Consider the following 8,877-nt stretch of genomic DNA (forward strand, 5'->3'; position numbering starts at 1 on the left):
AGTAATGGCTTTTTTCCGTGAGGCTATTTCTGCCCATTCTTGTGACTTGGCTCGGCCTGATCTCATTCCCGAATTTCCGACCTGAATCCTTACATTACAATTGAGTTATTGTCCCAGTTCATATTATTTGACTATTCCATTTTTTTGACATATATACTATAAAGTAAAATTAGATATTTGTCCAATAATTTTCCGAAACAAAGAGGATTTAATTTTGTGTCACTGACTCACACAACCTTGTTAAAGTCGTCTTTTGATTGATACACACTTTTTCTATGACTGTTATCACATCATCAGCAAATAACTGTGCTGTTCGATCGCTTATTACAGGCTGTACATAAATAAAATTGCAAAATAACTGCTCATTTAGCGTGAGAACACCTAACCAAAAACAATCACCACTAATATGGTGAGGAGTCGCAAAGTATAATTCCTTAACCTTTAGCTTATCGGCTTGATCTCGAAATTTAAATTTGCCTCTATTGGAAATTGAAAAAAGATTATTTCTTCCCATAGTATCTTCTTTACTCACTATAGACTTAATAACGAGTTTCTTGATGGTATCCATGTCAAGATTACGTAATTTACTTTGTAGTAGTCTAGTTATATGGACACCGCTAATTAAAGAATCATGTATTCGGGATTTACATTCTCTAGCTAAATCCCAAAAAGATGTATTTGGCTCAACTAACTGATTAAAACCCAGCACAGATATAAAACAACCTAGATTTTGGTCTGTGATTTCAGGCTCACAATATTTTCTCAAATTTACAGGTAAACCATAGGAGAAATTTGCCTGTGTATCTATTGATAGTAATTTACCAGCAGCAAATAGCATTGCCGCACACATAGCACCATGCACAGTGGTTTTTTCTTGTTTGCATTTATCAATTAGTATCTTAGTCTTTTCTTGACTAAGCATTCGCGGTAGCATCCGAGTCAAACGTTCATTTGCGGATGCTTGATGTTCAATAATTAATTGTGGTGGCAGAGTTTGTTGTTCATTTGCGAGTTGAGGATTTTCTCTTGGGTGTTGAGTGGGAATATTATAAGTAAGTACATTTTCTATGGGAGCAAGAAATTCTAGTGAGTCTACTTGAGATATATTCTCTCCTTCTTTAATTGCCTGACAATAAAATAACAAATCATCAATAAAGCGCATACATGATATGCCATCTACAATTCCATGATGAAAGGTAATAATCATTTCACAGGTATTTTGATGTTGATGAGAATACAAAAGAGTTAAACGACACAGAGGATTTTTCCCTGGTGTGAATTTTGTATGTAGTTCTTTTTCAGCAATTTTAATTGCTTCATTTTCATCTTGTTTGTAGATAACTTGTACGGGAATTTCTGTTATGCCTGTCGATTGAAAATATAATCCATCCTCAGACTCAACAATGTAAACTTGGAGCATGGGATGACGCTGTTGGACTAATTCAAGAGCTTGTTGAACAACATCCGGTGTTAAAATCCCTTCCAGAGAGACAACATTTACAATTAGCCCACCTCCCAGATCATGGCCTAGCGCCATCCACATTTCTACCAAACCAAGTTTTCTGCTGAAAGATTTCATTTTAATTTTCTCTAATTTCAAAGTTTATCTACATTTATGCAATTGCTCAATTATCCCAAATTGAGTTGTATGTAAGTTAGTTTTTTCATCAACCGCAGGTTCATTAATTCTGATACCTGATTTCACAGTTTCATTTGTGTAACTCACTCAATACTTCGGACAGTTTTTGGTTGTCACCGGCATAATTAGGGTTTGAGCCAAGTCACAACTCAGGAAAAATCTACGATTCCAGCCATTTTACCCCAAAGTGTTAGAACTATTGTAACTGACTCATCTGGGAGTGTGACAAAGAGGCCTAGGAACTAGACTAAATAAGGGTGGCAGGTTGTATACCCTGTTGAGAAAAGCAAAGTTTATTTGGAGTTAGGTTCATTAACTCTTGCACATCTACTGAATATTGAGCCAGATAATTGACCCAGGGGTCTCCATCTCAACCAACGCCTTCATGTACTCCGTCTGCGATATTTTTTGTCTGTTATTGAGAGGGCGGTATACATATTTTGATATCGGCATTTTATGAATTTTAGCGCATTTAAGTACAGCACAAGTTTAGGCGATGGTTATTAACAAAATTATTTGAATGATTTGGCTTCTCCTTAAGCTAGTTGCTTCCCGCATTGTAACATCGGGATTTACCATTTCGGAACCTTTATTCAATTGCCATGCGCTGGCTGTAACCATCGCTCTCTAGTGACAACGAGCCTAAATCTGTGAGAATAAACTTGCGCGTCTTTAAGTTTAGATCCCTGATAGTTGCGTTTCTATTTACAGGCAAGATCAAACCCTGCTAATGGTCGGGTTTTCGTGAATCTTACTCCTTGAAAGTATAAACCAGTTGCTGGTTCTACTCCTAGCTGACGAGGTGACAACCGAGTTGAAAGACTTATCATCGCAAGCTGTTTTAAGCGTATTCCGTTGTGATGGTAGTGCGATTGCCTCTAGTTTTTTTTTGGGAGTTTACCGATCGATTGAGTGCTTCAGATGATAACTTTGCCTCCATTGAAGCCGCCGTAGAAGAAGGATGCACCGTTTATGGCAACCTGCTGAAAACCATTGGGCTTATCCTACCCGTCAACGGTGGAGAGGCGATGACCATAGTGGTGGGAATCTTGGCTGGTACCACCTTGCCAATTTTGCCGGTGCAGATTCTCTGGGTTAATATGGTCGGTTCCGTCGCCCTTAGTGCCACTCTAGCTTTTGAGCCATTATAGGCTGACACTATGCGCGGTTTGCCCCTCTTGCATCATGTGATAGCGATCGTCACTCTAATTGGCGCGGCTGGAATTTATGGGTTTGAGCGAACTTCCTAATCGATCGCCCTATGCGGTTATTTGACAGCAACGCTGGCTACATTTTTTGTGAGTCAGGATGCTGAGAGCGATCGATCAGAAATAGCGGCTACACAATCAATTCAAGCAGTGTCAACCGAAATTACTGCACTGCCAAGGTTCAATCCTGCTTGACGAAAAGGTTGAGACCTGTGAATTGCTAACCTTGGATTTGAGCATGAGGTCGATCGCTCTCGATGCGATACTAGAGAAACGATGATGTCTGTCCAATTATAGATCACATTTTACTCTAAACTCTTCCAAGCGAGAGATGATTTTTGATTTTGGGAAATTTACTATAGCAATACCCTCTAGCCACTCACATAAAACTACTTAAAATAATGGAAAAACAAGCCGAATAAATTCATGACAGGGAATCCCAAAAAAGTTGATCCAGGATAAATCCTATATTGCACTGTTCAATAGTGCGGACTATTTTTCTATAACCCAATGGCTAATTCTCTATGACTTTGAGCCCCGGTGGGTAATTAAATCAATGTCATCTCCACTCCTGACTTGCATTTAATTCGACTTTTTTATGTTCCTTGCCCTCTAAAGCTTGTAGTATCGTTCCCAAAAAAGCCCGCACTATTGAATATTAACCTGGTTCTATTTATTACATTGACACGATAAACTCATGGAAAACACATTGTTCGATCGCACATTCCGCGACAGCGAAGGCCAAATTGTTATAGCTCAGATGCCAAATCTACCACTGAGTGTCGGGATTATAGCTAGTTTATTAACGCTCATTGTTACAACAGGAAAAGTTAATCTAGGATTGGAGCTAGTCGCCTTTGGATCTTTGTTTACTTGGGCTTGGGAAGAATTATTTCAAGGCGTTAATTACTTTCGTAGAGCATTAGGTCTGATTGTGCTGGTTGGTCTAATTGCGGGGAAACTTCAATAATTAGGTAAGCATAAATCAAATCAAGAAGGTATATAAGCTGTCACGCATTTAAATTGCATATTCTGGGCGGGCGGGACGCCCACCCCACCCAAGGGGATTGTTTTGTGACATTCAGTTTAAATGCACAACAGCTTAGCACTGGGAGCATCTCAATGAAAGCAGCCCAGCTAGAAATTGGAGTTTTGAGGCAGGAGTTTTGAGGCTCTCTTGCTGCGGGGAAAGAGGAAGAAGGAAAGATCCCGAATAAGTGTTTTTACAAATATGAGATGCTCCCTCCCGATCGCGGGCATGGTGATCAGTTTTCTGAAGATTGATGAAATGCGTGGCGAAAAGACAGAACAACCTTCTGGTTGATGTAGAAGCTAGTTGGCTTGAGGTTTCGGTTAAGATATTTTGTTTTAAGTCTCTGGGAGAGCAATTATGAAAGGTTTAAAGGGAAAAAATGCACTCATTACTGGAGCGAGTTCAGGCATTGGGCAGGCGATCGCCATTCGTCTCGCCCAAGAAGGTTGCAACATTGCCGTTAACTATCGCAAAAGCTTAGAAGAGGCAGAAGATACTGAAGAAATTGCTCTGCAAAAAGCCTGTGGACAAGCATCGGAATGCGGGGTTGAAACCCTATTAGTTCAGGGAGATGTCTCCAAAGAAGACGACATCCTTCGTATGGTGAATACTGTCATTGATAAATTTGGTAGTCTGGATATCCTAATTAATAATGCTGGGATTCAAACAGAAACCGCATCCCATGAAGTGCCAACCGATGAATTCGATCGCGTGATTGCAGTCAATTTACGGGGCGCATATTTGTGTGCGCGGGAAACCATTAAGCATCTGTTAGAGCAGCAGCGCTCTGGGGTGATTATCAATATTTCGAGTGTGCATGAAATCATTCCCCGCCCGATGTATATCAGCTATTCCATCAGCAAAGGCGGCATGGGAAATTTAACGAAAACCCTAGCGTTGGAATACGCAAACCGAGGCATCCGCGTCAATGCTATTGCGCCCGGTGCAACAATTACACCGATTAATGAAAGCTGGACGGACAATCCAGAACAAAAGGCAGTAGTGGAAAGCCATATCCCAATGGGACGGGCAGGCAGATCGGAGGAAATGGCGGCATCTGTTGCCTTTCTCGCATCAGATGAAGCGGCTTACATTACGGGACAAACGCTCTATATAGATGGTGGATTGACCCTCTATGCTGACTTTCGCGAATCTTGGTCTGCCTAAATTAACTGGGAGAAACTATGTGGAGGAAATAGGCGATCGCTGTCATTCGATTTTAGATTTTAGATTTTAGATTTTGGATTGACCCACGGATAAATTCAGGGGCTTGAGGATTTTAGATTTTAGCTTTTGGATTGATTCCATGGATAAATCACGTGGCGGGTACCATCAAGAAATTCTTGGTCATTTTACCTAAACAAGGATTTTCTTTGGTGATCGCTTTCTTTACTCACCGGACACTAGACTAAAACGCACTAAGGTGTCATGCAGATATGATTGAACGTGGCAGCCAGGAAGGTATTGCGGAGGAGTTATACAGCAAAAATGTCAAGTAGTGGTATCTTGCTGCATAAAAATCCAATAATTCATTTAGGTGATGAAATTAACACAGAAGAATCATCGATCGCGCTGGCGTGAATACGATCCAGCAATCAATAGTTTCTGCTATTAATGTAAGTCATGAAATTAATTAATTAATTGTGTTGACATTTGATTCTGATTTTGGAGCGATTTCCGGGGGGAAATTTTTCCACTTTTGCCCTTTTTTCGTGGGCATAAAATGGTATTTTCCAGCGCCAAGACGCTGTGAGCTATAGATGCCCGCATGACCTGAAAAAAGGTAGCTCATCACACAAGCGATCGCCACAAACACCCCAGATTCTAGTCCAAAAAGTTCAATTCCCATTAAAGTAGCAGCGATCGGTGTATTTGCAGCGCCGCCAAAAACTGCCACAAATCCCATGCCCGCTAATAAAGGTGCTGGTAATGCCAAGATTAATGACAAAGCATTACCTAATGTGGCGCCAATAAAAAATAGAGGAGTAACTTCACCGCCCTTAAAACCAGCCCCTAATGTCAACGCCGTTAAACCTATTTTTGCCGCAAAATCCCAAGGTGGTAACTGAGTATAAAACGCATCGACAATGGTAGGAATACCAAGACCAATATACTTAGTTGAGCCGATCGCCCCAACAGTCAAGGCCACAATAACACCGCCAATTGCCGGACGTAAAGGAGGGTAGGATATCTGGGCTTTAAAGAAGTGGCTAATTTGATGAGTTAGTTTCGCAAAAATCATCGCTACAATGCCGAAAATTATGCCAGCTATAATTGCAGAAATTAGCCCTATTGGAGTTATCATTGGTACAAGCGGAGCGTGGCGGTATGCCGTATGATGCAACCCCAGATTTAAGGTAATGCGATCGCCCACAACTGCTGCAACTAAACAGGGAAAAAGAGGATTATGCTTAATCGTACCAATCGCTAAAACTTCTAAACCAAAGATAGTTCCAGCTAAGGGAGTTCCAAAAACCGAAGCAAATCCTCCACTAATCCCCGCCATTAATAAAATTCGGCGCTCCCTGGGTTTAAAGTAGAATATTTTAGTCAACTGATCGGCAAGAGATGCCACAATTTGTAGGGCTGTCCCTTCTCGACCTGCTGAACCTCCAAATAAATGGGTTAAATCTGTCCCTAACAGCACCATAGGAGCCATTCGTAAGGGAATAATACTTTGGGGATGATGAATCTCTTCGAGTAAAAGATTATTTCCGGCTTCAACTTTTTTGCCATATTTATGATAAATCCAACCGCTGAAGAATCCACCTAGGGGTAGTAAGGCGATCGCCCATAAATGAGATTCTCGCCAATTGGTTGCCCATTCTAAAGATGCGAGGAGAGCGGCGGAACCAAGACCGGAAAGCATACCAACTATACAAGAAATAATGAACCACTTGCTGAGTTGCGGAATGATGGTGAACTGCTCAAATTGAGGGAGACGTTTCATAAGAAATGATTCTTTGGGGTAAAGTTAGGCTCGTTGCGAGCGAGCCAAAATCTGCGTTAATTACCGCCTTGATTATGAACCGCATAGGGCACAGAGGACACAGAGAGGGGAGAAGAGGATCAAGGGGATATAAAACCCATACTTGGTATTACTTGTAACTAGATTCTACCAAGATGACAGGAATAGAACTGCTTTCTAAGACGGCTTGAGAAACTGAACCTACTAGCACTTGTTCCCAAGGTTGATGCCCTCGTTTCCCGATCGCAATATATGCCACTTGCCGAGCTTGCGCCACGCGGATAATCTCCTCTGGAACTGTACCAGAAAGACTCAGGAACTCATAGCGAATATCTGATAATATTCGTTGTGCTTGTTTTTGTAATTGTAAGTTTGTGCTTTGAGATCCCACATTGTCTACATACAAAACAATCACATCCCCATCACTGCGCCGAGCTAAGTCTGCAGCTTTAGTTAAAACATCTGTTGTTAGGGGGGAAGCGTCTACTGCGGCGAGAAAAACTGGACGACCGGAAATAGCTACTTTTGTCGGGTCTACTTCGCCTTTTTCTAATAGTTTGGGGGCAAAAGTGGGAATTGCCCAAGCACCCAAGGGAGCTGTTACTAAAATTGAGAGGGCTGCGATCGCCAAAATCGTCTCGCCACCAGCAATGCCCTGAGCTAGGGGAATCGCCCCAATCGCCGCCTGTACCGTTGCCTTAGCGGAATTTCCTGCTAGCAAAAACAGCCGTTCTTTCCCAGTCCAATTACTACCTAAAGTGGAAAGATACCAACCGAGCGATCGCCCAATCAGAGTCCCGATCGCCAACACCAACAGACCAACCAGCAAGGTATTGCCTAATACATTAAGTTGAATACTGGCTCCCAGCAGCACAAACAAAATAATTTCGGCGATCGTCCACAAACTGTCAAAGCCACCCCGCAATCTTCGTGCTAAAGGCGCATCCAACTCTATCAGGAAAAACCCCGCCGCCATGACAGCTAAATAGCCAGAGAAAACCGGAATATGTTCGGCTGATACTACCAGCCCTAGGGCAAAGCCAGCAGCCACTAGGGAGTCCTGAACCGCAGTTTGAGTCCAGTTTTGGTTGACTAATAGTGACACCAAAATTCGAGCAGTCACCCATCCCAACAGCACCCCCAAGGTAATTTGGATGATGATTTGAAATGGCAGCAATTGCAGAGGGCTGAGGGTGATTCCTCTCAGTAAGGTAATGGCTGTAGCTTTCCCTTGGGACAGAAAAGCTAGCAGTAGGCTAAACACCAGCAACAGCAATACATCTGACAAGGCACTTCCCGTCAGAATAGCATCGGGAATTCCTTTTTTTACTCCCCAACCTAGACTTTTTAACCGAAGCATTCCGGGAACAATTACTGCTGGAGATTCCGCGCCAATGATGCACCCTAGCAGTAGCCCCGTCAAAAAATCAAACTGAAGTAACCACATCGCGGCGACAGCAATGGCGATGGCCTCGCAAGCTGCTGGCAGAAAGCCTAATCGCAGCGCCACGGTTCCCTGTTGGGATAGTTTTTCGCGATCTAGTCCTAATCCCGCCTTCATCAAAATCACCATCACGGCAATGGTGCGAAGGGAATTCGCAGCGGCCAAAACCTCTGGGCTAATGACATTCCCCAGTTGCGGGCCTAATAAAATGCCCACCAGCACCATACCTACGAGTGCTGGAGCTTTCAGCCGTCGAGCAATCTGCCCGACAAAAAAGCCCATTAATAAAATCCAGATCATACTTTCTAACATCACGCCACCTTGAAGCTGAATGGATAAACGTGACTTGTAGGGGAAAGATCGATCGAGGCATCCGCACCATCCTACCCTTCCGCCACAAGTCGGAACAGTAGGAGCCATCAGCCTTTTAAACGTTATGAAGATTATTAATAACGCAGGGCGGTTTCGGCGAGCTCCATCGCCATCATTACTTTTATACCACTATAGCGCGTCGCGTGAGAACCCCGGTCTTTCCCGCAGGGTATGAAACGCAGTTGTAGCCTTTAGACTACCAGTGTTTTATAT

5 protein-coding genes, 1 pseudogene and 1 riboswitch are annotated in these 8,877 nt (G+C 42.7%); of the genes and pseudogenes, 3 read left to right on the top strand and 3 right to left on the bottom strand.

What is annotated here, in order from left to right; genetic code table 11:
* Window positions 1-208: 208 nt before the first annotated feature.
* On the bottom strand, window positions 209-1,579 hold the full coding sequence (locus Q5691_RS26840; protein WP_333216068.1) for a condensation domain-containing protein: 1,371 nt from the start codon (window positions 1,577-1,579) through the stop codon (window positions 209-211).
* Window positions 1,580-2,556: 977 nt separating this feature from the next.
* Here Q5691_RS26840 and Q5691_RS26845 point away from each other — a divergent pair.
* The 3 genes and pseudogenes from Q5691_RS26845 to Q5691_RS26855 form a co-directional block, all read left to right on the top strand.
* Window positions 2,557-2,784, top strand: a pseudogene (locus Q5691_RS26845) (hypothetical protein); the annotation flags it as partial.
* A gap of 760 nt (window positions 2,785-3,544) precedes the next feature.
* Window positions 3,545-3,817, top strand: coding sequence for a hypothetical protein (locus Q5691_RS26850; RefSeq protein WP_333152057.1), 273 nt, complete (start codon window positions 3,545-3,547; stop codon window positions 3,815-3,817).
* A gap of 420 nt (window positions 3,818-4,237) precedes the next feature.
* Window positions 4,238-5,047: an SDR family oxidoreductase gene (locus Q5691_RS26855; protein WP_333348195.1), complete on the top strand. Its 810-nt coding sequence runs from the start codon at window positions 4,238-4,240 to the stop codon at window positions 5,045-5,047.
* Between the two features lie 466 nt (window positions 5,048-5,513).
* Here the strand turns inward: Q5691_RS26855 and Q5691_RS26860 are convergent, their stop codons facing one another.
* Window positions 5,514-6,830 (bottom strand): voltage-gated chloride channel family protein, encoded by a 1,317-nt coding sequence (locus tag Q5691_RS26860; protein WP_333348198.1) that lies wholly within the window; start codon window positions 6,828-6,830, stop codon window positions 5,514-5,516.
* Between the two features lie 148 nt (window positions 6,831-6,978).
* Window positions 6,979-8,604: a cation:proton antiporter gene (locus Q5691_RS26865; protein WP_333348202.1), complete on the bottom strand. Its 1,626-nt coding sequence runs from the start codon at window positions 8,602-8,604 to the stop codon at window positions 6,979-6,981.
* Window positions 8,605-8,695: 91 nt separating this feature from the next.
* Window positions 8,696-8,784, bottom strand: a riboswitch (Fluoride riboswitch).
* Window positions 8,785-8,877 lie beyond the last annotated feature (93 nt).

The sequence above is a fragment of the Microcoleus sp. w1-18aA5 genome, assembly GCF_036701705.1.
Lineage (GTDB): Bacteria > Cyanobacteriota > Cyanobacteriia > Cyanobacteriales > Microcoleaceae > Microcoleus.

Excerpts from the sequence above, each read along its gene's own strand:
- Q5691_RS26840 (WP_333216068.1), bottom strand. The coding sequence starts at position 1,579 with ATGAAATCTTTCAGCAGAAAACTTGGTTTGGTAGAAATGTGGATGGCG.
- Q5691_RS26850 (WP_333152057.1), top strand. The coding sequence starts at position 3,545 with ATGGAAAACACATTGTTCGATCGCACATTCCGCGACAGCGAAGGCCAA.
- Q5691_RS26855 (WP_333348195.1), top strand. The coding sequence starts at position 4,238 with ATGAAAGGTTTAAAGGGAAAAAATGCACTCATTACTGGAGCGAGTTCA.
- Q5691_RS26860 (WP_333348198.1), bottom strand. The coding sequence starts at position 6,830 with ATGAAACGTCTCCCTCAATTTGAGCAGTTCACCATCATTCCGCAACTC.
- Q5691_RS26865 (WP_333348202.1), bottom strand. The coding sequence starts at position 8,604 with ATGTTAGAAAGTATGATCTGGATTTTATTAATGGGCTTTTTTGTCGGG.